Annotated in this window: 22 protein-coding genes; 3 read left to right on the forward strand and 19 right to left on the reverse strand. The window is 43.6% G+C overall.

Features of this window, described 5'->3' with window-relative positions; genetic code table 11:
• Positions 1–4 precede the first annotated feature (4 nt).
• From mdxG to NST79_RS18025, 6 genes are all read right to left on the reverse strand, one after another.
• Positions 5–841 (reverse strand): maltodextrin ABC transporter permease MdxG, encoded by an 837-nt coding sequence (gene mdxG / locus NST79_RS18000; RefSeq protein WP_080479591.1) that lies wholly within the window; start codon positions 839–841, stop codon positions 5–7.
• Complete coding sequence (gene mdxF, locus NST79_RS18005; RefSeq protein ID WP_212060916.1) at positions 842–2,149, reverse strand: sugar ABC transporter permease; 1,308 nt, start codon at positions 2,147–2,149, stop codon at positions 842–844.
• A 40-nt stretch (positions 2,150–2,189) separates the two neighbouring features.
• Positions 2,190–3,443, reverse strand: a complete 1,254-nt coding sequence (gene mdxE, locus NST79_RS18010) for a maltodextrin ABC transporter substrate-binding protein (RefSeq protein ID WP_212060917.1) — start codon at positions 3,441–3,443, stop codon at positions 2,190–2,192.
• A gap of 95 nt (positions 3,444–3,538) precedes the next feature.
• Positions 3,539–5,308, reverse strand: coding sequence for a glycoside hydrolase family 13 protein (gene mdxD, locus NST79_RS18015; RefSeq protein ID WP_212060918.1), 1,770 nt, complete (start codon positions 5,306–5,308; stop codon positions 3,539–3,541).
• Between the two features lie 112 nt (positions 5,309–5,420).
• A complete protein-coding gene (locus NST79_RS18020; protein ID WP_044052450.1) occupies positions 5,421–6,371 on the reverse strand; it encodes a LacI family DNA-binding transcriptional regulator in 951 nt (316 codons plus the stop codon).
• A 205-nt stretch (positions 6,372–6,576) separates the two neighbouring features.
• Positions 6,577–7,152 (reverse strand): TIGR00730 family Rossman fold protein, encoded by a 576-nt coding sequence (locus NST79_RS18025; RefSeq protein WP_003228180.1) that lies wholly within the window; start codon positions 7,150–7,152, stop codon positions 6,577–6,579.
• Between the two features lie 116 nt (positions 7,153–7,268).
• Here NST79_RS18025 and NST79_RS18030 point away from each other — a divergent pair, with 116 nt between their 5' ends.
• On the forward strand, positions 7,269–7,589 hold the full coding sequence (locus tag NST79_RS18030) for a MazG-like family protein (RefSeq protein WP_015714766.1): 321 nt from the start codon (positions 7,269–7,271) through the stop codon (positions 7,587–7,589).
• Positions 7,590–7,615: 26 nt separating this feature from the next.
• Here the strand turns inward: NST79_RS18030 and NST79_RS18035 are convergent, their stop codons facing one another.
• Positions 7,616–9,208 (reverse strand): SulP family inorganic anion transporter, encoded by a 1,593-nt coding sequence (locus NST79_RS18035; protein WP_014480994.1) that lies wholly within the window; start codon positions 9,206–9,208, stop codon positions 7,616–7,618.
• Positions 9,209–9,226: 18 nt separating this feature from the next.
• Positions 9,227–9,820, reverse strand: coding sequence for a carbonic anhydrase (locus NST79_RS18040; protein ID WP_128993446.1), 594 nt, complete (start codon positions 9,818–9,820; stop codon positions 9,227–9,229).
• Between the two features lie 382 nt (positions 9,821–10,202).
• Between NST79_RS18040 and NST79_RS18045 the strand changes: the two genes are divergently transcribed.
• The gene (locus NST79_RS18045; protein WP_072557265.1) at positions 10,203–11,180 is read left to right on the forward strand and encodes a D-glycerate dehydrogenase; all 978 of its coding nucleotides are present in this window, start codon (positions 10,203–10,205) and stop codon (positions 11,178–11,180) included.
• A 37-nt stretch (positions 11,181–11,217) separates the two neighbouring features.
• Here NST79_RS18045 and psdB read toward each other — a convergent pair whose 3' ends face one another.
• The 4 genes from psdB to psdR form a co-directional block, all read right to left on the reverse strand.
• Positions 11,218–13,158: a lantibiotic ABC transporter permease PsdB gene (gene psdB, locus NST79_RS18050; RefSeq protein ID WP_101172216.1), complete on the reverse strand. Its 1,941-nt coding sequence runs from the start codon at positions 13,156–13,158 to the stop codon at positions 11,218–11,220.
• Positions 13,133–13,912, reverse strand: coding sequence for a lantibiotic ABC transporter ATP-binding protein PsdA (gene psdA, locus NST79_RS18055; RefSeq protein WP_003228167.1), 780 nt, complete (start codon positions 13,910–13,912; stop codon positions 13,133–13,135). Before psdA ends, psdB begins: the two co-directional genes overlap by 26 nt.
• An 82-nt stretch (positions 13,913–13,994) precedes the next feature.
• Positions 13,995–15,065 carry a two-component sensor histidine kinase PsdS gene (gene psdS, locus NST79_RS18060; protein ID WP_212060919.1) on the reverse strand — a complete coding sequence of 357 codons (1,071 nt, stop codon included), beginning with the start codon at positions 15,063–15,065 and terminating at the stop codon, positions 13,995–13,997.
• Complete coding sequence (gene psdR, locus NST79_RS18065; RefSeq protein ID WP_106073366.1) at positions 15,059–15,772, reverse strand: two-component system response regulator PsdR; 714 nt, start codon at positions 15,770–15,772, stop codon at positions 15,059–15,061. Before psdR ends, psdS begins: the two co-directional genes overlap by 7 nt.
• A gap of 146 nt (positions 15,773–15,918) precedes the next feature.
• Here psdR and NST79_RS18070 point away from each other — a divergent pair, with 146 nt between their 5' ends.
• A complete protein-coding gene (locus NST79_RS18070) occupies positions 15,919–16,128 on the forward strand; it encodes a hypothetical protein (RefSeq protein WP_029318346.1) in 210 nt (69 codons plus the stop codon).
• Between the two features lie 33 nt (positions 16,129–16,161).
• On the opposite strand, the gene NST79_RS18075 is transcribed toward NST79_RS18070, so the two are convergent.
• The 7 genes from NST79_RS18075 to trxB form a co-directional block, all read right to left on the reverse strand.
• Positions 16,162–16,926 (reverse strand): arylamine N-acetyltransferase, encoded by a 765-nt coding sequence (locus tag NST79_RS18075; protein WP_015251150.1) that lies wholly within the window; start codon positions 16,924–16,926, stop codon positions 16,162–16,164.
• Positions 16,927–17,184, reverse strand: coding sequence for an HPr family phosphocarrier protein (locus NST79_RS18080; protein WP_003219835.1), 258 nt, complete (start codon positions 17,182–17,184; stop codon positions 16,927–16,929).
• Between the two features lie 23 nt (positions 17,185–17,207).
• The gene (gene whiA / locus NST79_RS18085) at positions 17,208–18,158 is read right to left on the reverse strand and encodes a DNA-binding protein WhiA (protein ID WP_003243775.1); all 951 of its coding nucleotides are present in this window, start codon (positions 18,156–18,158) and stop codon (positions 17,208–17,210) included.
• Between the two features lie 22 nt (positions 18,159–18,180).
• The gene (gene mgfK, locus NST79_RS18090) at positions 18,181–19,134 is read right to left on the reverse strand and encodes a gluconeogenesis morphogenetic factor (protein WP_003244450.1); all 954 of its coding nucleotides are present in this window, start codon (positions 19,132–19,134) and stop codon (positions 18,181–18,183) included.
• Position 19,135: 1 nt separating this feature from the next.
• Positions 19,136–20,023, reverse strand: a complete 888-nt coding sequence (rapZ, locus tag NST79_RS18095; RefSeq protein ID WP_003243903.1) for an RNase adapter RapZ — start codon at positions 20,021–20,023, stop codon at positions 19,136–19,138.
• A 24-nt stretch (positions 20,024–20,047) separates the two neighbouring features.
• Entirely contained in the window at positions 20,048–20,524 is a 477-nt protein-coding gene (locus NST79_RS18100) for an 8-oxo-dGTP diphosphatase (protein WP_080478281.1), read from the reverse strand.
• 318 nt (positions 20,525–20,842) lie between these two features.
• Positions 20,843–21,793, reverse strand: coding sequence for a thioredoxin-disulfide reductase (trxB, locus tag NST79_RS18105; protein ID WP_192858036.1), 951 nt, complete (start codon positions 21,791–21,793; stop codon positions 20,843–20,845).
• Positions 21,794–21,887: the final 94 nt, after the last annotated feature.

Below are 21,887 nucleotides of genomic sequence, written 5' to 3' on the forward strand. Positions count from 1 at the left end.
TGAATTACCCCTTTGTTCCGCCGGCTGTCAAACCGGACACAAAGTTCTTTTGGAGAAAAAAGAATAGAACGCATATCGGCAGTGCGGCAAGGATGGCACCAGCCGCAAATAGAGCTACTTTTTGCTGCTGCGGATTAGAAATAAAGGATTGTAATCCTACAGCGATGGTCAGCCTTTCCGGTGAGCGAAGCAAAAACTTTGCCAGCAAATAATCGCCAAACGGTGCCATAAATGCCCAAAGCGCTTGCACCGCGAGCATTGGCTTAACAAGCGGCAGAACAATTGAAGCGAAAATCCTCAGATGTCCCGCTCCGTCAATTCGCGCGGCTTCATCAATTTCTCTCGGCACAGTATCAAAATAACCTTTCATCAGCCACGTGTTCATCGGAATTCCGCCGCCGATATAGATCGCTGTTAAAAACCAGTATTGATCGAGTGCGCCTATCAGCATCGCCAAGACATAAAAAGCAGTCAGCGCCGCCATTGTCGGCACCATTTGAATGATTAAAAAGAATATCAGGCTCTTTTTTCTGCCTGCAAACCGATAGCGGCTGTACGAGTACCCGGCAAGTGTCACAATCGTAACCTGCAAAACCATGACCGATAGCGCGATGACAAGTGTATTGCTGTACCAATTGAGATAAAGCGTTTCGTCAAATAGCCGCTTAAAATGATCCAATGTCCAAGAACCCGAAAAATCGAGCTGAAAAGCCGCCGAATTCCCCACACGGAAGGCTGATGATGCCGTAATCAGCAACGGATATATAATGACAATACTTAAAAGCGTCAAAAATAAATACGTACAGATTTTATTAAGCATTCTGGCAGTTCTCGCGTTCACCTACATAACCTCCTCATTGCCAAAAGCATTCGATTTTTTGAAAGCAATCAGTGAAATCCCAATGACAATGAAAGAAATTAACAGTGTCACAGCCGCCGCAACGGAATATTGGGGTGATGTGCCTGTTGTCAGTTTATAAATCCACGAAATTAAGATATCGGTCGACCCGGCCCCGGCTCCCGCACTGCCTGGTCCTCCCTCATTAAATAAGTAGATGATCGAGAAATTATTGAAATTAAACGTATACTGAGTAATCATCACGGGTGCTGTGGCAAATAAAATCATCGGGAATGTAATATGCCGAAAGCGCTGAATAAAAGTGGCCCCGTCAATCTTTGCCGCTTCATACAATTCACCTGGAATCGCCTGAAGCACTCCCGTTACCATGACATAAATATATGGAAAGCCGAGCCACGTCTGAATCATAATGAGGGCTGTCTTTGTCCAGAAAGGATCAGTCTTCCACGCGATCGCAGGCAGCTCAACAAACGGCAGGTGATTGAATAGTGGAATCACCTGTGCATTCACCGCTCCTATGCTGTCGTTAAACATGTTGGAAAAACTCATGATTGTAATAAACGCCGGAACAGCCCATGGAAATAAGAAAATCATTCGAAATATCCGCTTGCCTTTTATAAAATCCTGATTGACGAAAAGTGCCGTCACAATACCTAAAATGATTTGCAGCGTTGTTGCACAGATTGTCCAGATAACCGTCCAGCCCAGTACATTCACAAATGTTTCACGATAGGAGCCAAGGAAAAAAATATTTAAGAAATTTTTAAACCCGACCCAGTCAATCAGACGATTAGGCGGAATATGATAAAAATCATAGTTTGTTAATGCAACAAACAGAGTCACCAAAACCGGAAAAATAATCACAAACACCATCATGATATATGCCGGAAGTGTAAATAGATATGGAAACCCTTTATCGCCCGCATGACAGATCATATCCTTGGCTGTTGTATTGACTTCCAAACCCGCCGCTTTCATAGCGGCGGTCTTACGCGAATCATGGATATTAAAGATATAGAACATGAGGAAAATCACCGTCACGATCAATTGCAGCGTGCCTTCAATCAGCATAAACAGCGAGTGATCTTCACCGGGAACACTTCCCAATGTCATCAATCCGGTTAGCGCCTGTATACCGAAAACGCATAATTCAAAAGCAAACAAGCCTGTGATGGCAAGAAATAAGAGCCCCTTTGACAATTGCTGATTCGCAATCTGCCCAAGTCCTGGAATGATCGATAAAAGCTCTGCCTTTCGTTTTTGCTTTGCAAGTGTGTGATGTTTATTCATTTTTTCCGCCCTCTATTCTTCCGGACGCTATCCCGCCGTTTTATTTCACATACTTTTCTTTAATATTTTCCTTTATGACGTTTACAGCATCATTCGCTGATGTTTGTGTCGATTTTTTTCCTGAAGCTGCATCAAAAATTAAACTTTCCGCTCCTGTCCATACTTCAGCCATTTCCGGAATATTTGGAGTCGGCGTTGCTGTTTCATATTGTTTAATCACAGCTGACGTCAGTTCATTCTTTTGCTCATCGGCTTTCTTCCTTGCAGCCGTGTTGGCCGGAACTTCGTTTGTATCCTCATAAAAAGCGTAAGCATTGGCATCATTTGCAGCATACTCAAGCCATTTTTCAGCCAGCTCGGGCTCTTTTGTATATTTTGAAGCTACCCAGCCCTTCCCACCCGCAAAAGGGGCATATTCTTCTCCATTGGGCAATGTCGGAATGGGAGCCGCTCCGTAGTTCAATTTAGCCTCTTTATAATTGGCAGCTGACCAAGGACCGCCAATGATCGCAGCCGCTTTGCCTTCTAAAAACATCTGCTGAATAAAGTCGTCTGCGCTTGAATTGTCTTGCATTCCTTTCGGCCAATATGTTTCAAACCATTTCTCCGCATATTTCACCGCTTCTACAGCTCCTTTATTGTTCAGGCCGATGTCCCCGGAATCTGTGCCGTTTTTTCCAAACACATATCCGCCGTATCCAGTCAATAAGCCGTACGACATATAAAAGTCAGTCCATTTTGCTAAAAATCCGGTCGATTTTCCTTTTTCCGAAGCAAACGCGAATCGAGGATCTTCCGTTAACTTTTCAAGGTCTTTAAATGTTTTTGGCGCTGTTTTTAAAAGATCTTTGTTGTAATACAAAATAAGTGTCTCAATGACTAGCGGCATTCCGTACACTTTGCCGTCAACTGTCACCTGCTGCATTTCTTTATCACCAAAGCTTTTTGTGTTAGATGGCTTAATATCAAGTAAATGTCCTTGTTGTCCCAAACCGCCGATCCGGTCATATGCAGCAAGCATAACATCAGGCGCATTACCCGCCGGGCCATCAAGAGGAAGCGCTTCTAACTGTTCGAACATTTGCTTTTCAACAATTTTTACTGTGACATCATTCTCTTTTTCGAACTTTGTTTTTATGCTTTCAATGTATTCTTTATACGTTTCTTCGACAGACACAGTCAGCACCTTTTTGCCATCAGAGCTTGCTGGATTTTTTGAACTTGAGCAGGCGGCAAGGCCGATTACCAGGAATGATGCCGCCAATATGGCGAACCCCTTTTTTAAAAGAACCATCTCTTTTCCCCCTTCTATTTACGAAACTATAACAATTGTATTGTCCTATAGAAAGCGGTTACAACAACTTTTGATTTGTTACCGATAACAGAATGTTATACAGGGGCGGCAGCACTCAAAATCAAAAATTCTCCCTGCTGAACGGCAATGACATCGTGATGATGAAGCGGCTGCTCTGTCCATGCATCACAGATTTTCTTATTCCTATCAATATTCAACTCTCGTAAACTGACGGGTTGAACCACATTCCCTTGATTAAAGAAATAAATCAGTATTTTTTCATCAAGAGTCCGCGAAAAGCTAATGAAATCATTTTTGTCGTCCAGCAGATTCCACTCAAGATGTCCTTCAGTCAATAAAGTGTTTTCCTGCTTGCGTAAAGCAATTAACCGTTTCATAAATTGCAGCATGTCTTGGTTTTGCTTCTCTTTTTCCCAAACCATACATTTTCGGCATAATGGATCATTTTCGCCGTTCAGCCCGATTTCCGTTCCGTAATAAATGCATGGTGAGCCTGTCTGGGCAAACATAAAGGCCAGCAACGCGCGTGCTTTCTTCTCATCATTGCGGCATCTGGTCAAAAGGCGCTTTGTATCATGGCTATCCAGTAAATTAAACATCACCTCATTGGCCTGCTTCATCCCATTCATCAAATGTGCATTGACACGGTGAGCCATACGTGAAGCTGAGATCGTCTGGTCAGCAAAGTATTCAATCATAGGCTCTGTAAAAGGGTAATTCATCGCCGCATGAAATTCATCCCCTCTAAGCCAGGGTTCGGCAGAATGCCAGATCTCACCTAAAATATAAACATCAGGCTTTTCAGTAGATACAGCCTGCCTGAATGTCTTCCAAAACACGTGATCCACTTCATTTGCGACATCCAAACGCCAGCCGTCAATGTCAAATTCCCGAATCCAGTACAAAGCAATATCAAGCAAATATTTCTGCACCTCGGGATTAGCCGTGTTTAGCTTCGGCATATCAGCTGTAAAAGCAAATCTGTCATAATTGTCGTCTGTGACGGGAAAAGAGTGAATATGGAACCAGTCCTTATAGCGGGATTGATCTCCGTTTTTGACGACATCCTGCCATTGCGGAGACGCGCTTCCTATATGGTTAAAAACCGCATCAAGCATAATTCTCATCCCCCGCTGATGCAGCTGGCTGACCAATGTACGAAAAAGCTCAGGATCCCCGAAATGCGGATCAATAGAAAAGTAATCCAGCGTGTCATATTTATGATTAGAAGGCGCGGAAAAGATCGGCGTCAGATAAATGCCGTTCACCCCCAAATCCTCTAAATAATCAAGCTTGTCAACAATTCCTTGTAAATCCCCTCCAAAAAAATCATTGACGTCCGGGTCCTTGCTCCCCCACGGCAATGCATTCTTCGGTGACAAGTCTTCTCTTCCATTTGCAAAACGCTCCGGAAAAATTTGATACCAAACCGTTGACTTGACCCATTCAGGCGCTTGAAATGTATCAGCCTCGTGAACAAACGGAAATTTAAAGTAATAATGAATCGTTTCCAGTGTTTTTTTGTTATAAGGGCATACACCCGAACTTCCGAAAAAGATGTCTTCATGATCGTCTGTTACAACAAACGCATATTGTAAACGCCTAAATGGCGGCACCACTTCAGCAAACCAATAGTCATGCATTTCTGTAGCAGCAATTTTCCTCATCGGCTGCTCGTTTGCCGACCATTTGCCGTCGTTGTACTCATAGGGATCACCCCAAATGAATCGAATGTGATCTGCATTACCTTTTTTCGTCCGAATCTTGATATGCACAGTCCGCCCATCATAAGAATAAGCATCTGTGCTGAATGGCTGGTGATGAATCGCTGCATATTCCATCATGTTTCCCCCTTTGATTTCCGTTTTATTGAGGCCGGCTCATAGTTTGAAAGTATCATGATGAAATTGTGGGAACAATCCTTTTCACCCTGTTACCGATAACAGAATAAGGCGCTTACAGCGTTGATTCTCGTACAATTAACTCTGGTTCAAAAAATAGACTTCCTTGTGCAGCACCGTCTTCATTCATTTTTTTCAGCAACATTTTCGCACAGGCTTCCCCCATTTCAACAACAGGCTGTCTGACCGTAGTCAAGCGCGGCGAGGAGATGCGATCAAGAAACACACCGTCATTCCCGGTAACCGCAACGTCTTCTGGAATTCGCTTTCCAAGGGATTGCGCCGCACGAATGACGCCGAGCGCGATTCGATCAGATGCGCAGACAAATGCGGCCTGATTGTCCATGGATTTCAGCAGTTCTCTTGCAAGGCCTTCACTTTTCTTAGAACTGTTGTCGATCCGAAACATATTCGATTTTTTAAAGCTTTTATTCATCGCCCGTATATACCCCTGTTCTCTTGCACGTTCGAAAGGCTCATCTAAATCAATGCCAAAAAAGACAACTTCCCGCTCCCCCAGCCCCATAACATGGCGGGTTGCCATAAAAGTGCCTTTCTCGTTATTCACATCGATAAAGTCATAGCCCATTTCATTTTGTCCAAATACGACGAGCGGCTTCTCAAAAGCTTTTATTACACCTTCAAAATCGGTCTTTCTCAAGCCGGTGGCAATAATGCCGTCACATTGGCCAATATTAAGAGAATTTCTTGTCACAAGCTGGAGAGCATAGTGATTGCGATCCAGCTCCCTGCTGATTCCTGTCAGCAGGTTCATGTAATATGGTTCTGTCGTATCCATTTCCTCAAGTATCAATAGTTTCACAACCTGTGTTCTGTTTTGCACGAGCGCTCTCGCCGCATAATTAGGGATGTAATTCAGCTCTTTCATCGCAGAATGAACAAGCTTTTTCAATTCATCTGTCACCGTCTCAGGGTGATTGATCACTCGTGATACCGTCATCTTCGAAACATTTGCTTTTTTTGCCACATCTGACAATGTTGCCATTTTCATCCCCTCCTTATCTGTGCTTATTATCCAAACTAGTGATAAAGTCCTCTATTACTGTTAAATATACGATGCAGGCAAAAGAGAAATAAAAAAGAGATTTCCCTTAAGGAAACCTCACTTTGTTAAAAACACTCGATTTTTCATGGATTCATACGCTAGGTTGCTGACTCATTCTCTCCGCTTCCATGAGAAAATCTCTTTTTTAAATTTCTGTCCACTTTTTTTCTAAAATCGGATAAGAATAATTTTGCATTTGCTCAATTAACTCATCCGGCCGTGACGAGCTGTGAATCAGTTTTAAGTGCGATTCGTTAGAAAACCCTTCTTGAATGCTGTATTTCACCATTTTCATCATTGGTTCAAAATATCCGTTTACATTGTACAGTCCGATTGGCTTTTGGTGGATGCCGATCTGTGCCCAGCACAGCACTTCAAATAATTCTTCATATGTACCGAAGCCGCCCGGCATCGAGATAAAGCCGTCCGCCAGCTCGCTCATTTTAGCCTTTCGTTCATGCATCCCGTTTACTTCAATCAGCTCAGTCAGATTCTGATGGACAACCTCCCCGCTGAACAAACCGCTCGGCATGACCCCGATTGCAGTTCCGCCGTTTTCCATAATCGCGTCGGCAATCGTGCCCATCAAGCCTACGCGGGAGCCCCCATAGACAAGGCCGATTCCCTGCTCAGCCATATACACGCCAAGCTCTGCCGCTTTTCTTTTATACGCTTCATTTCCCCCAGGGTTTGATCCCGCAAATACACAAATGGTTTTCATCTTGTCATCTCCGCATCTATATATCGTGTTAAACATTCAAAAACACACTATATATTGTCCCATCTTCATGTGATAATATCAATATGAAATACATAAAGAATGCAGGAGTGATGAGGTTGGAGCTGGCTGATGCAGAAAAATGGATGAAAGAGTTTTACGAAAAAAGAGGCTGGACAGAATACGGACCTTTTATTCGCGTCGGCTTTTTAATGGAGGAAGCCGGAGAACTGGCCCGGGCTGTCAGGGCGTATGAAATCGGCAGAGACCGGCCGGATGAGAAAGAATCGTCACGCGCTGAGCAAAAACAAGAATTGATTGAAGAAATGGGAGATGTCATCGGAAATATCGCCATTCTTGCTGATATGTATGGTGTCTCTTTAGAAGACATCATGAAGGCACACCAAGAAAAACTGACAAAACGATTTGAACATGCATAAAAAAGCGGCCGCGATGGCCGCTTTTTTTAACCTGTGATTTCATCATGATGATCAAAGAAATGCTGCTTTCCTATTTTGTGAAAAAGGCCTGTTTTATGCAGCAGCTCCTTTGGCTGCGATTGCAATCCTACAATCATCAGCTTTCCATTGTGGCGCTTAATTCGATTCATAATGTTCCCAAGCACCGCTTCAGCTGACGTATCCATATAGTGCACCTTATTCATGAGCAGAATAAGGGTTTTCGGTTTTTTCTGTACATGCTCCAGCAATGACGATTCAAGGGAATCAATTGATCCGAAAAACAGCGGCCCTTCTATGGCATACATGCTGACAGATGGATCTTCTCTCTTCGCCAGAACAGGATGCGTTTCCTGATTGTGGATGCGGGTCGCTTCGCTCATTCTTCTGATAAAGAACACGAATGCAAGCAGCAATCCGGTTGCCACACCGATGATTAAGTCAAACAGAACCGTAAGGGCGAAGGTCGCCGCCAAAATAAAGGAATCAGCATTTTTCAGTCTCAGCATGTTTGCGACTTCCTTGCGCTCACTCATATTCCATGCGACCACCATGAGAATCGGTGCCATACTGGCGAGCGGCACATGGGACGCATAAGGCGCAAATACAAGCAGGACAAGGAGAACGACTACGCCGTGAACGACGCCGGAAACTGGGGAAACCGCTCCGTTTTTTATATTGGTCGCCGTTCTCGCAATCGCTCCTGTAGCCGGGATTCCGCCAAACAGGGGCGCTGCCATATTCGCAATCCCCTGGCCGACAAGCTCCTTGTTGCTGTCATGCTTTGAGCCCTTCATGTTATCAGCGACCATTGCGGACAAAATCGACTCAAGTCCTCCAAGAAGCGCGATGACAAGCGCAGCCGGAAACAGCATAACCATTTTATCCAAAGTAAGCTCAGGAAACTGAAATTCCGGCAAATGGCGGGGGATTTCTCCATAAGTTGACCCAATCGTTGCCATGCGGTCAGGGAAAAAGACAACCGCGACCACTGTGGAAATAAGAAGCGCCAACAAAGCGCCCGGCACTTTAGGCATCACCTTGGCGGATACAAGCAAAATGACGAGCCCGATCACAGCTGTCAAAATGGCATAAACGTTAAAGGTGCCGAGCTGCTGCACAATTTCAAACATGTTGTGATGAAAGTTCTCATGTTTTTCAACATTTCTCAATCCGAGAAAATTAGCGATTTGTTCCGTAAAGATCAGCACGGCAATTCCGGCTGTAAAACCGACGATAACGGGTTTGGGCACGAATTTCATTATTTTTCCGAGCTTAAACAGCCCAAATAGCACCAGCATCACTCCTGCCATAAACCCCGCAATCAGCAGATTTTCCAAGCCGTACTGCATGACAATGCCGAATAAAATCGGGACAAAGGCGCCCGTCGGACCGCCAATCTGATATTTTGATCCTCCAAACAAAGAAATACAAATCCCTGCTATAACAACAGTGTACAGCCCATATTCAGGCTCGACTCCCGAGGCAATGGCAAACGCCATTCCTAAAGGAATTGCCACGACACCTACTACGATACCTGCAATCAAGTCTTTCTGAAATTTCTGCAAATTGTATCCCTTGAATCTCCCTGAGAATCGCATATTTTATTATAACCTCCCTTATGAGTGATTGTTTATAAGCTCAGTTTCATAACCGTTAATGACCACATCAAGTTTTCCTGTTTCAGGATGAATGACAAGTCCGTGAACCGGCACTTTTTTCGGAAGCAGCGGATGATTCTTAATCATGTTCACACTGTGGGAAACGCTTTCTTCCACGCTGTGAAAACCAGTCAGCCACGTTTTCAAATCGAGTCCGGCACTCGTCAGCAAATTCAGGCAGCTATCCTCCACCCCGCGTTCCTTTGCTTTCTCAAGAATCGAGGACGCATTCAGCCCTGACATTCCGCATTCATGATGGCCGACAATGCATACCTCTTCAGCCTGCAATTCATAAATCGCGACCAGTATGCTTCGCATCACGCTTCCAAATGGGTGAGAAACGATGGCTCCCGCGTTTTTTACAATTTTAGCATCACCGTTTTTAAGCCCCATTGCTTGCGGAAGAAGTTCTGTAAGCCTTGTATCCATACAGGTGACAATGACGAGCTTTTTCGAAGGAAACTTTGTCGTTTTGTACGGTTCATACTTCTTCTCTCTGACAAACCGCTGATTGTGTTCCAAAATTGATGTTAAAGAAACCATTTGATTCATCTCCCATCCATATGATTTTGCAAGCCTTCTTACCCAGCTTACAGTAAGGAATTATAGCATAGGAATAAGCCAAGAAAAGGCTTTCAAAAAAAGACACTATAATTGGACTGTAGAATCAAAACATAAACATTTATATCTTTCAAAGATAATAAAATTTATATTTAATGCATCCTATAATCCGGCTGCAGTTCGTATATCGATGATTTGTCTGACAAAAAATATGGGTGAATTCTGATAATTAAAAAACTTTTTTAAGCAGATTTAGCTGTTCGGTCTTCATTTTAAGTTCAAAAGAACCAGAAATTTAAAAAACGCAGCTATATTTTTAACATCTATTTATTTCCGATATAATGAATTAGACAACAGCCATAAAGGGGGAGCCTTGTTGAAACCATTTGTATTTATCACAAAACCGATTCCTGAAGAGATTGAAGCATTCATCGGTGAACATTGCCGTTATGAAGTATGGCAGGAGGATACGCTTCCGAGTGACGTGCTATTTGAAAAATTAAAAGAAGCGGAGGGGCTTTTAACATCAGGGACGTCCGGACCGTCAATCAATCGTGAGTTGCTGGAACACGCGCCTAAGCTCAAAGTGGTCAGCAACCAATCAGTAGGCTACGATAACTTCGATATAGAAGCAATGAAAGAAAGAGGAGTCGTCGGGACTCATACACCTTATACACTGGATGACACAGTTGCAGATCTGGCTTTTTCACTGATTCTGTCTTCCGCCAGACGTGTTGCCGAACTGGACCGTTTTGTCAGAGCAGGAAAATGGGGAACCGTGGAAGAGGAAGCGCTTTTCGGAATTGATGTTCATCATCAAACGTTAGGCATTATCGGCATGGGCAGAATTGGAGAACAAGCAGCGAGACGCGCCAAATTTGGTTTTGATATGGAAGTGCTTTATCATAACCGACATCGCAAACAAGAAACAGAAGACAGCATCGGCGTTAAGTATGCAGAGCTTGATACATTGCTGGAGCAATCTGATTTTATTCTTCTCATTACGCCGCTGACTGATGAAACCTATCACATGATAGGAGAACGCGAATTTAAGTTGATGAAGGATTCAGCAATTTTCGTCAATATTTCCCGGGGAAAGACAGTTGATGAAAAAGCACTGATTCGCGCTCTTCAGGAAGGCTGGATCAGGGGAGCCGGCTTAGATGTATACGAAAAAGAGCCTGTCACCCAAGATAATCCGCTCCTGCAGCTGGATAATGTCACGCTGCTTCCTCATATCGGTTCAGCAACAGCTAAAGTGCGCTTCAACATGTGCAAACAGGCCGCCGAAAATATGATCGCAGCCATTCAAGGACAAACACCGAAAAATCTCACAAGAGAATTTCAATAAATCAAAAATCCGGTCTGATAACAGACCGGATTTCATATTACATACGCTGAAGAACAGCACGCTTATAAATATGACGGGTGACGATATAATAAAGAGCCTGGAATACAAAATAAATGAAGATGACAATTACGGCCTCAAGAAATAAATTGGAATTCAGCATATTACTTAACGCTGCATACGCAAAGCCCGCGTGAATCGTACCTGCGATAAATGGGATGAAGAATAAAAATCCTATTTGTTTTCCAAGGATTGAGTGAATCTCTTTGTCCGTAACCCCTATCCTCTTTAACGCTAACACCTGCACTCTCGTATCTTCTATTTCCGTAAACATCCGCAAATACAGCATGCTTCCTTGCACGATAAAAAACAGCACGCTGACAAACAGACCAATAAACAGCATTAATGCAACTCCCTGCTTTACAATTTGATAACTAGGAGCACGTGTTTGAAAATCAGATGTATGTTCTTTCGGCACCATGTTTTCAAGCTTTTCAGAGACATCCACCGTCTCCTGCCAATGCTCAAGCTCATAACCTACCATTCTCATCTGTTCCTTCAGCGGCACATCCTGTGACAGACTGTCAAAGCTCTTTTCGCTGACAACCAATAAACGGCTGACTCCATCGACAGACATCAATATCCCTTTGTTTTGCTGCTTTTTCATGACGTAGGAAAGGGTTTTTCCTGACTTCATATGAAATGCTGCTGTTTCCCCTTCTCCAAATGTGTCTTTCATCATCATTTGAAAAGAAACATTAATAAATGCTTCATTTTCTTGTAAATGAATAACTGGGAACCCTTTTTCCTTTGCGACTTGATTATAGACTTTTTCTGAAATCAGCAGAGCTTCCGCTTCCATCTTCTTATTTCCATACGGCAAGTCTGACTGAAAAGTGACAGGAATCCCTGTGGCATCCACCTTATACTTGATAACAGCATGAGCTTTTTTCAATGTATTCTCAGCTGTCTCAGGCTTCATGACCTGAAAGCGGGAAGCATCCTTTTCCACCCAGGAAACAGACTGAGGAATGCTTTGCTCCTCCTGCCTTTGTAAATCGGAATAAAACATATAGATGACACCTGTAGCTGTTAATATGACCGCTGTAATGACAGAGGTTAAAAACAGCATGCGTGCATGATCCTTCAGCCTGAATATCATGTTGGAACGCACAATGATATTCGTGCCTTTGTAGAAGCTGTGTTTCTTCCGGTAAAGCATGCGGAAAAACGCCACACTGCTTTGGGTAAAAAAGAAATACGTGCCAATTAACACTAAAATCAAAATTGGAAAAACCCGAAACATCATGTCAATTGCATTGGCTGTTGCAGATAGATAATAACCGCTGCCAAGACATAGCAAAGACAATACAGTGAGCCATTTCGAATAAACCGGCAAACTTTTCGGCTTTTTGGCCGATTTAATCAGTTCAATGATTTCCAGCTTCCGAATCCGTCCCAGTGATAAAATGAGCAGCGTCTGAAACAGGATGAGAAAGCCGGCAATTGTCATCACAAACGCTTTCGGCACAATGGCAAACGAAATCGGCACCTTCACGCTGAGCATCCATGTCATGATCATAAAAAACAGTTTTGAAAATAACAGGCCTGCTCCAATGCCGGCCGCAATCGCCGCAAGAGAAATAAGTGACTGCTCATAATAAATCATCTTGCGAAGCTGCTGCTTTGATGTGCCAAACAGTGTCAGCAGCCCAAACTCTTTCTTTCTTGCCTGCAAAAACGCTGAATTGGAATATGTAATGAAAAATATACAAAACACAATGATGACGACAAGAGCTGCGCTCAAGCATGTTTTGACAAGGCTTCCGCCATATATATTGTCTTCATTGACATCAGGATGAAAAATAAATGATGTGAAGACAAAAAACACCGAAACGGCAAACACACAGCTTAAAAAGTAGGCCACATACCGTTGCAGATTCCCAAGAATGTTTTTACGGGCGATAGTTCTCAAATTCATGAAAATCGCCTCCCAACACACTCAAGGTATCTAATATACTTTGATAAAACACCTGCCTGTTTGTTCCTCTGTGAATCTCTGAAAAGAAACGTCCGTCTTTAATAAAAACAATTCGTTTACAGAAACTTGCTGCTGTGGCATCATGCGTAACCAACAGAATCGTCGCTTCCTTTTCCTCATTCAGCTGAGCCAGTGTGTTCATCACTTGCTTTGCCGATTTTGAGTCGAGGTTTCCTGTCGGTTCATCGGCAAGAATGAGCGCCGGATTGTGAATAATCGCTCTGGCACAAGCTGCCCGCTGCTGCTGTCCGCCCGACACCTCATATGTGCGGTGATCGAGAATGTGCTTGATTTGCAGCGTATCCGCCAGTTCATCCAATCGGGCTTCCATTTCTCTCAGCTTTACCTTATCCAATGCGAGCGGCAAGAGAATATTTTCACGAATCGTCAGCGTATCAAGCAGATTAAAATCCTGAAAGACGAAGCCGAGTTCTCTTCTGCGAAACAAAGCCAGCTCTTGGTCCTTTAACGTTTTCGGCTGAATGCCGTTGATCATCATCTCGCCCTGGGTCGGCTTATCAATGGTAGCCAGCAAATTCAAAAGCGTGGTTTTTCCGCTACCCGACGGCCCCATAATCCCGACAAATTCTCCTTTTGACACACTGAGATCAAAGGCGCTGAGCGCTTGGTATGATATTGTTCCTTTATTTGAATAGTACGTTTTCGATAGGTTCGTTGTTTGCAACACGTTCATGTTCTGCTCCTCCTTTTTCTTTATTATAAAAAGGAAGTCAGCATCCTCCCATCGAACTTTCTTGCAATTCCGCTCCCCAACCTTACAATGCTGTCACATTCACGAGGGTGTCACTTGAAAACACGATGGTCATCACAGTGCCAGCCCCTTCTTTTGATTCCGCATACAGCTTATGGCCGAGACGGCTGCACACCTGTTTTGCCAAATAAAGGCCCATTCCAGTTGCCTCTTTCATGCTTCGTCCGTTTTCTCCGGTAAAAAACGCGTCAAAAATCCGCGGCAGATCCTGCGGCGGTATGCCGATTCCTTCGTCGGCAACCGACAATCGCGTCTCATGTCCCTGTGTTTCAATCCGGATTGTAATAGAGTCTCCCACACCTTGCTTTGAATATTTTAAGGCGTTGAAAAGGATTTGCTCGACAACAAAGGAAAGCCACTTTTGATCACTGGAAATCTGAACGGCATTTGGCGGCACATGTAATGTTGGAAAAAGGCGCCGTTTAATAAACTGACGTTTTTCCTGATTGATCAGTGAACGAACCATTTCTGCCAAATCAAAGGTTTGCGGCTTTACATCAAATGCAAATTCCTCCAGCCGGGCCGTTTGCAGCATCATATCAAGACCGTGGCGAAATCTCTCATTCTCATCCTCCAGCTCCTCTAAAAACGTCGGAAAAGAGGATGAGGTTCCGTTTTTTCCTTCCTGAATCATTAAGGATATGACAGATACCGGTGTTTTCATATGGTGGACCCATTGGTTGGTGAAGGTATAATGCTGTTTTTGCTGATTGATATATTGTGAGAGCCTGCTTTCGTATTGCTGCCCGAGTGCGTTGATCATTTTCGTCCAAAGCGCTTGCTCTCCTGTTCTTGGCTTTCGGGCTTTCAAAGACTGTCCGATGTCATTCGAAGAAGAGGCTTGTTCTGCAAGCTTTTTAACATATGTGAGAAAGGAAAATTGCCGAACATAATCAGCAGCAAAACCTGCGGCTAAAAGAGTACCGGGCAAAATCCATATGTACATCATATTTTCTTTGGAAGGTTCTGCGCCGCTCTCTACAATGCTTAAATACGCAATCAGCATGGCGGACCCTATCCCTAATAATGAAAATAGAATAATGGCTAAGCGGTCAATGAGATACGTCTTTAACACTCCGCTTCATCCTTCCGATTGACTTGAAATTGATAGCCTTGTCCTCTGATTGTGGAAATGCAATCTGTCAGTCCTGCATTCTCCAGTTTTCTCCGCAGCCGGTTGACATTGACCGTTAACGTATTGTCATCGACAAAATCAACGTCATCCCATAACGCCTCCAATAGTTCATCACGAGAGACAATTTTTTTATGCTCCCTCACAAAAATAGAGAGAAGCTGGAATTCTTTTTGGGAAAACAGAATACGGACGCTGTTCCATTCGGCCTCATTCTGATCAGGATAAATCGTCAGCCCGCCAAGCTCCACTATTCTAGATTCCTGCGCCAAAGAGGGCGAATATTCACCATATGTGCGGCGCAGGACGCTTTTGATTTTGGCCATCACTACCTCTAGATGGAACGGCTTTGTGATATAATCATCGCCGCCATTTTCAATCGCCATTACCTGATTCAGCTCATCGGTCCGTGCCGATATAAAGATAATCGGCGCATTGGAAATGGTACGGATTTGCCTGCACCAATAAAACCCGTCAAAAAAAGGCAGGTTGATATCAAGCAGCACAAGATCAGGCTTCATTTCTGCAAATTCCAATTTTATATCATTCAGCTGTTCAGCAATTTTCACTTCATATCCGTATTTTTGAAGATGACCGCCCAGCAAAGAAGCAATCCGCTCATCATCTTCCACAAGCAAAATCCGATACACGTTGATCCCCCTTATATGTACATCACGATGATTTTTCTAGAAGATTCCAAAATTATTATAGCATGTGCAGAATAGTAAATCGGACTTTTTCTTTTTGTTATAATAGAATGATAAAGGTAAAATTTTCATAATAGGCAGGTGTCGTGATGAAGAAAATCATGCTGTTTCTGGCAATGACGTCAATTCTTTCAGCATGTCAGCCCAACTATACCGGGAAATACATAGAAATTGGGGATACACTAACTGAATATGAAAAAGAGTGTTTTAAAGAGAATGAAATTCCTTATAAATACGAAAAGGGAAAACTGTATATCCCAGAAGATGCATTTGATACAGCAATCTACACTTGTTCATAAGAAAAAGCTTGCAGATCCTGCAAGCTTTTCACGTTACAAAAAATGAGTATTTAATTTCTCTTCAAATTCTGAAGGGCCAATGTCACTTTTTTGAATGTCACTGCCGTTTTCATGAATCGTAAAATGGCGCTCTGACATGACCATCCTTCCGCTCGGCGTCAGCTTTGAGGCAAGCGGGGATTTGTTAAAAGGAGATTTTTCATGAGAGTGAATGATGTCCTTCATGTTATCTAAATCACCGAGATCACTCTCTTCAAGAGTAAAGGCGTACCCGATTTGCCAGCCTTCTCCCTTGTCCATCAGCAGAACATGGCTGCCCTTTTCTGTCTCTTCTCTTTTGATTCGGAATGACCCGACTGGTGACTGTACCGTTTCTCCGGAAAGCGGTATCGGCTGGAGCGCCAGGTTGATGCCGAAGCCGATATCAACGAGGTAATCGCCGTTTTCCGCAGACAGCCATACAGCAGCATGCGTCCCTTCTAGTGCCCATCCCTCTTGATCGCCTGCATAAACCGTTCCTCGAATGAGCTTCACATGAAACCCAGCCTCACGCAAGACAAAATAAAGAAAACCATTTAAATCGTAGCATAGGCCGCCGTGCTGATCTTTGAGCAGACGTCGCCATAGCTCTTCTTTTGTGATCTTATAATTCTCTTTTGCAAGTACGGCACGGTTTTCGAATGGAAAACGGTATGCCATTGCTTTAAGAAAAAGGGGAAGATCGCCGAAGCTGACATGGTCTTTCTCCCAGCCGATTTTCTGAAAGCAGTCTTTTAGAAAGTCACTCATTTTTATCACCTAAACTTCTTCTTGAACGTAAGCAGCCAGCTTCTCCAGCGCCTCTTGTTCATCTTCTCCCTGGGCAATCAAGGTAACCTCAGTGCCTGTGCTTACCGCAAGGCTCATCAGCCCCATGATGCTTTTGGCGTTTACTTTTTTCCCATCCTTCTCAAGAAACACATCTGACGTAAACCGGTTTGCTTCTTGTACAAACAAAGCAGCAGGACGTGCTTGCAGTCCTGTCTTTAATCGAACTTCCACTTTCTGTTGAACCATAAGATCTCCCCTTTTCTTTACGGTTATTTTAAAGTGACGGTTTGCCCTGTCCGCAGCTGTTCTGCGATTTCGTCAAGTTTTCTCAGCCTGTGATTGATCCCTGATTTGCTGATTTTCCCGCTTGCTACCATTTCCCCTAGCTCTTTCAGCGTCACTTCCTGATAATCAATCCGCAGCTGCGCAATTTCCCGAAGTTTTTCAGGCAGCGCCTCCAGGCCGATTCTTTCATCGATGTATTTAATATTTTCCACCTGTCTCAGCGATGCGCCGATCGTTTTGTTTAAGTTGGCTGTTTCACAATTGACGAGGCGGTTGACCGAATTTCTCATGTCCCGAACGATTCTGACATCCTCAAATCGCAGAAGCGAATTGTGAGCGCCAATTACGTTCAGAAACTCTGTAATCTTTTCAGCCTCTTTTAAATAGGTAATATAGCCTTTTTTCCGTTCAAGCGTTTTGCTGTTTAACTGAAACTCATTTAACAGGTCACATAATGAATCGTTATGCTCCTTATAAAGAGAGAAGATTTCTAAATGATACGAGGAGGTTTCCGGGTTATTGACCGAACCTCCTGCCAAAAATGCTCCTCTCATATAAGAACGCTTGCAGCATCTCTTTTTGACCAGCTCTTTCGAAATACTTCGTTCAAACACAAAATTCTCCCCGAGTATTTTTAAATCCTCTAAGATCGCTTTTGCATTTTCTGAAAAACGCACAATATAAACGTTATTCTTTTTCAGCCGCATTTTCTTTCTGACCAGCAGCTCGACCGACACATCATATTGTTTTTTCAGCAATGTATAGATGCGGCGGGCAATCGCCGCGTTTTCGGTTTGAACATCGAGTACGAGATGGCGGTTTGTAAATGATAAAGCTCCATTCATCCGAATGAGTGCAGACAGCTCGGCATTAATGCAGCAGTCCTTCACTTCCAGATTCGTTAATTCTTTTTTTGTTTCTGATGCAAATGACATATAGCCACCTCATTTCAAGGCTTCATTCTTTCAGTAAATCAACAAGAAGAGAGGCCACTTTATGTGTATCGTGACGTATTACGTCATTTTTATACGTTACAATTTGATCTCTGATGACTTCAAGCCCCATCGCTTTCAGCTCTTCAATATCAAAATCAACAGGACGCGCCGATTCCATTTCGTACTTACGCTTTATTTCGTCGGGAATGTCTTCACTGTTTACTAATATCGTATCAATAAAACCACAGCCCATATGCTGATTGAGCGCTTTCACATGATCAGCAGCGGTGTAATGGAGCGTTTCGCCGGGCTGAGTCATCACGTTGCAAATGTATACTTTTTTCGCCGGCGCCTTTATCACTTCTTCCCCGATTTTTGGGACGAGCAAATTGGGAAGAATGCTTGTATAGAGGCTTCCCGGGCCGATAATAATCAAATCCGCTTCCCTGATCACGTCTATTGTTTCCGGCAGCGGATCAATCTGTTCAGGCGTGAGAAAAACACGCTTAATACGCTGTCCGTATTCCGGGATCGTTGACTCGCCTGAGACCACGCGGCCGTCTTCCATCTCAGCATGCAAAACGACACTGGCATTGGCAGCCGGCAAAACCTTTCCTCTTACATTCAGCACCTTGCTCATTTCAGTGACAGCGTGAAAAAAATCACCGGTTATATTTGTCATCGCTGCCAAAATCAAATTCCCGAGAGAATGGCCTGTTAAGTCATTCCCTTTATTGAAGCGGTGCTGAAAAAGATCTTCAACAAGCGGCTCCACATCGGATAAAGCGGCAAGCACATTTCTGATGTCTCCTGGAGGCGGAATTTTCAGTTCATTCCGCAGACGGCCAGAGCTTCCCCCATCATCGGCAACTGTTACAATGGCCGTGATGTCAACAGGTTTATGCTTTAAGCCCCTAAGCAATACAGAAAGACCTGTACCGCCGCCAAAGATTGCAATTTTCGGCTTTTGTCCCATCTTATTTCCGGCTTCTCTTTTCAATGTCCCGGTGAGTAACATGAGTATAGTAATCCTTTTTGAAATAATCAGCTAAATTCTCGGCTAATGTCACAGAGCGGTGCTGGCCCCCTGTGCAGCCGATCGCAATGACAACCTGGCTTTTTCCTTCTCTTTTATAAGATGGAAGCATAAAGCTCAGCAGATCAATTAATTTCTCATTGAACTTTTGTGTTTCATTCCACTTCATGACGTAAGAGGAAACCTCTTTATCCTTGCCAGTCAGCGGCCGCATGCTTTCGATATAGTACGGATTCGGCAAAAATCTGACATCAAAGACGAGATCTGCATCAATTGGAATACCGTATTTAAAACCAAATGACATGACATTTACGGTAAATGTCTCTCCTTGGTTTGTCGCAAAGTGCTTCACGATTTTTTCACGCAAATCACGCGGCTTCATGTCAGATGTATCGTAAATGATCTGAGAGCGGCCTTTTAATTCCTCAAGCAGCTCTCGTTCCAGCGCAATGCCTTCAAGCGGCAGGCCAGTCGCTGCCAGCGGATGCGAGCGTCTCGTTTCTTTATATCTCGTGACGAGAATGGAATCCTTCGCGTCCAGGAATAAAATTCGCGGTGTGATCCACGGATTTTCGGCCATTTCATCCAGCGCTTCAATCAGCCGGTCAAAAAATTCGCGGCCGCGCAGATCCATCACGAGCGCAACTTTGCTCATTTTCGAATTTGATTCCTTCATCAGCTCTAAAAACTTCGGAAGCAATGAAGGCGGAAGATTATCGACGCAGAAATAGCCGAGATCTTCAAAGCTTTGAATGGCGACAGTTTTCCCCGCTCCCGACATTCCGGTTATAATGACAAGCTGAATATCATGTGATTCACTAACACTCATCTTTCTCCCCCCTGACTTGTCTTTCTATTTGATGTGCTGCGGGTCTAAACGATAACTGAGCAGCTCAAAGTCCGGTGTATACGTAAATGTGCCGTGCAGCAGCCCTTGTCCCTTCATCATAAAATCAAGGATATGGCCGTCTCCAGGGGCCATAGGCAGGCTCTGAATGTCATTGACATCGTGCCACTGCAGTTTGCCTTCCTCTGATTCTGATACATTTTGTCCTGTGTATGAATCAGCGACAAACGTAAACATCATCCACTCGGAGACAATGTGGTCACCGTCTTTAATAATAAAGGTAAAAACGCCTTTTAATTGAGGATTTATGATATAGATACCAGTCTCTTCTCTGTACTCTCTGATGACGGAGTCTCTGACTGATTCTCCGCTCTCCATCTTGCCGCCCGGGGCGACCCACCAGCCGCGTCTCGGCTTTTGAAGCAGAAGAACTTTGTCGTCCGTCTGAAGCACACAATTTGTCACTCTTTGCAAGTACGTCACCTAACCTTCGTCCTGTCATCGTCTCTTTATTATACCGCTTCAAGATGCCTCCCACAATGAAGAGACATTGACAATCTTTTCTTCTATTTTACAGCATATTCATTCCTTAATTCAGATGATTTTGCTGTAACTGGCATTCATCTTTTATTTATGGACAAAAAAAGGACACGGATAACTGGAGAATCCGTGCCAAAAAAGTGTATTCATTATAAAAAGGGGGTCAATTACTTTATTAATCATAACCGAAAAGCATTACACATGTGTTACAGCGGAATTAAAACCCAGTAACGTAATGTGAAACTCGTATGACAGCCCTTTTTATTTTAAGGTTTTCAGCGTTTCTTGGAGCTCTTCGACATAATGTTGTACGCTTTGTGCCGCAATGCTTCCGTCTCCTGTAGCCGTTACGATTTGGCGCAGTGATTTTTCGCGAATGTCTCCGGCAGCGAAAATTCCTTCAACCTTTGTCTCCATGCGGTCGTTTGTTTCGATGTAGCCTTCTTCATTCGTAATGCCCAGATTCTCAAACGGTTTAGACAGAGGAAGCATGCCAATGTAAATGAATACGCCGTCTGTTTTGAATTCACTTTCTTCACCGGTTACCGTATCGACAAGCGTTACGTTACCGACTTTGCCGTTTTCCTCATGAATTTCCTTCACGGTTTTGTTCCATAGGAAGTCAACTTTTTCATTATCAAATGCTCTCGCTTGAAGAATACTTTGAGCACGGAGTTTATCACGTCTGTGAACAATCGTTACTTTTGAAGCGAAACGAGTCAGATATACGCCTTCTTCAACCGCGGAATCTCCGCCGCCAATAACGACAAGTTCTTTGCCTTTAAAGAAAGCGCCGTCACATACTGCACAATAAGATACACCGCGGCCGCCCAATTCTTTTTCGCCAGGCACGCCGATTTTTTTATATTCCGCACCAGCCGCAATGATGACAGCACGTGCTTTATATTCCTTTGAACCAGCTTTGACTACTTTGTACTCTTTGCCGTCAACGACTTCTTTAATATCGCCATAAGCGTATTCAGCGCCGAATTTTTTCGCGTGTTCAAACATTTTGTTAGAAAGCTCAGGCCCAAGGATACTTTCGAATCCAGGATAGTTTTCTACATCTTCCGTATTGGCCATTTGTCCGCCAGGAATTCCTCTTTCAATCATTAATGTTGATAAATTCGCTCTTGATGTGTATACAGCGGCCGTCATCCCAGCAGGGCCCGCGCCGATTATAATCACGTCATAAATTTTTTCTTCTGACACACTATTCACTCCTTAAACCATCTTTTCAAGTTTGGGCTCTTTCTTATAAGATAAGAATCCCCATCAAACGTATTCCTTACCCATATCCTATAAA

Origin of the sequence: Bacillus sp. PS196 (genome assembly GCF_037963555.1) — a bacterium.
Classification (GTDB): domain Bacteria; phylum Bacillota; class Bacilli; order Bacillales; family Bacillaceae; genus Bacillus; species Bacillus subtilis.

Coding starts and splice junctions, on each gene's coding strand:
- mgfK (WP_003244450.1), bottom strand. CDS start 19,134: ATGGGACAAAAGCCGAAAATTGCAATCTTTGGCGGCGGTACAGGTCTT.
- mdxF (WP_212060916.1), bottom strand. CDS start 2,149: ATGAATAAACATCACACACTTGCAAAGCAAAAACGAAAGGCAGAGCTT.
- mdxE (WP_212060917.1), bottom strand. CDS start 3,443: ATGGTTCTTTTAAAAAAGGGGTTCGCCATATTGGCGGCATCATTCCTG.
- NST79_RS18070 (WP_029318346.1), top strand. CDS start 15,919: ATGAAGAAAATCATGCTGTTTCTGGCAATGACGTCAATTCTTTCAGCA.
- psdB (WP_101172216.1), bottom strand. CDS start 13,158: ATGAATTTGAGAACTATCGCCCGTAAAAACATTCTTGGGAATCTGCAA.
- NST79_RS18040 (WP_128993446.1), bottom strand. CDS start 9,820: ATGAATCAAATGGTTTCTTTAACATCAATTTTGGAACACAATCAGCGG.
- whiA (WP_003243775.1), bottom strand. CDS start 18,158: ATGTCATTTGCATCAGAAACAAAAAAAGAATTAACGAATCTGGAAGTG.
- rapZ (WP_003243903.1), bottom strand. CDS start 20,023: ATGAGTGTTAGTGAATCACATGATATTCAGCTTGTCATTATAACCGGA.
- psdA (WP_003228167.1), bottom strand. CDS start 13,912: ATGAACGTGTTGCAAACAACGAACCTATCGAAAACGTACTATTCAAAT.
- mdxD (WP_212060918.1), bottom strand. CDS start 5,308: ATGATGGAATATGCAGCGATTCATCACCAGCCATTCAGCACAGATGCT.
- NST79_RS18025 (WP_003228180.1), bottom strand. CDS start 7,152: ATGAAAACCATTTGTGTATTTGCGGGATCAAACCCTGGGGGAAATGAA.
- NST79_RS18080 (WP_003219835.1), bottom strand. CDS start 17,184: ATGGTTCAACAGAAAGTGGAAGTTCGATTAAAGACAGGACTGCAAGCA.
- NST79_RS18020 (WP_044052450.1), bottom strand. CDS start 6,371: ATGGCAACATTGTCAGATGTGGCAAAAAAAGCAAATGTTTCGAAGATG.
- NST79_RS18035 (WP_014480994.1), bottom strand. CDS start 9,208: ATGCGATTCTCAGGGAGATTCAAGGGATACAATTTGCAGAAATTTCAG.